This is a genomic window from Mesorhizobium sp. M7A.F.Ca.CA.003.01.2.1 (assembly GCF_003998945.1).
Classification (GTDB): Bacteria; Pseudomonadota; Alphaproteobacteria; order Rhizobiales; family Rhizobiaceae; genus Mesorhizobium; species Mesorhizobium ciceri.
Window position 1 is genome coordinate 1 of sequence record NZ_RZRA01001536.1, and the last position, 669, is coordinate 669.

A 669-nucleotide genomic window follows, 5' to 3' on the forward strand; every position below is an offset into this window, starting at 1 on the left:
GTCAGGCAGAGGGCTGCTTGGTCTTCCGCAGATACGGCAGGATGGTCTCATAAGCGCCGAAGCGCCTGATCGCGTCCTCGTTGGAGACGGCAGCGGTGATGATGACGTCCTCGCCCTGCTTCCAGTTTGCCGGCGTCGCCACCTGATGCTTGGCGGTCAGCTGCATGGAATCGACCGCACGCAGGATCTCATCGAAGTTGCGGCCCGTGGTCATCGGGTAGGTCAGCACCAGCTTGATCTTCTTGTCCGGTCCGATGACATAGACCGAGCGCACCGTGGCATTGTCGGCCGGTGTGCGGCCTTCCGACGTCTCGCCGGCACCGCCCGGCAGCATGTCGTAGAGCTTGGCGACCTTGAGGTCCTTGTCGCCGATCAGCGGGTAGTTCACCGAATGGCCGGTCGCCGTCTTGATGTCGTCCTGCCACTTGCCGTGGCTTTCGACCGGATCGACCGAAATGCCGATGATCTTGACGTTGCGCTTCTTGAATTCGCCTTCGAGCCCCGCCATCGTGCCAAGCTCGGTCGTGCAGACCGGCGTGAAATTCTTGGGATGACTGAACAGGATCGCCCATCCGTCCCCGATCCAGTCGTGGAATTTGATCGTCCCTTGCGTGGTCTCGGCGGTAAAATCCGGCGCAATGTCGTTGATACGAAGGCTCATGGTACATC

At 60.7% G+C, this 669-nt stretch carries 1 protein-coding gene; it reads right to left on the reverse strand.

Features of this window, described 5'->3' with window-relative positions; all coding sequences use genetic code 11:
• Position 1 precedes the first annotated feature (1 nt).
• Positions 2-661: a peroxiredoxin gene (locus tag EN969_RS34025; RefSeq protein WP_013529253.1), complete on the reverse strand. Its 660-nt coding sequence runs from the start codon at positions 659-661 to the stop codon at positions 2-4.
• Positions 662-669: the final 8 nt, after the last annotated feature.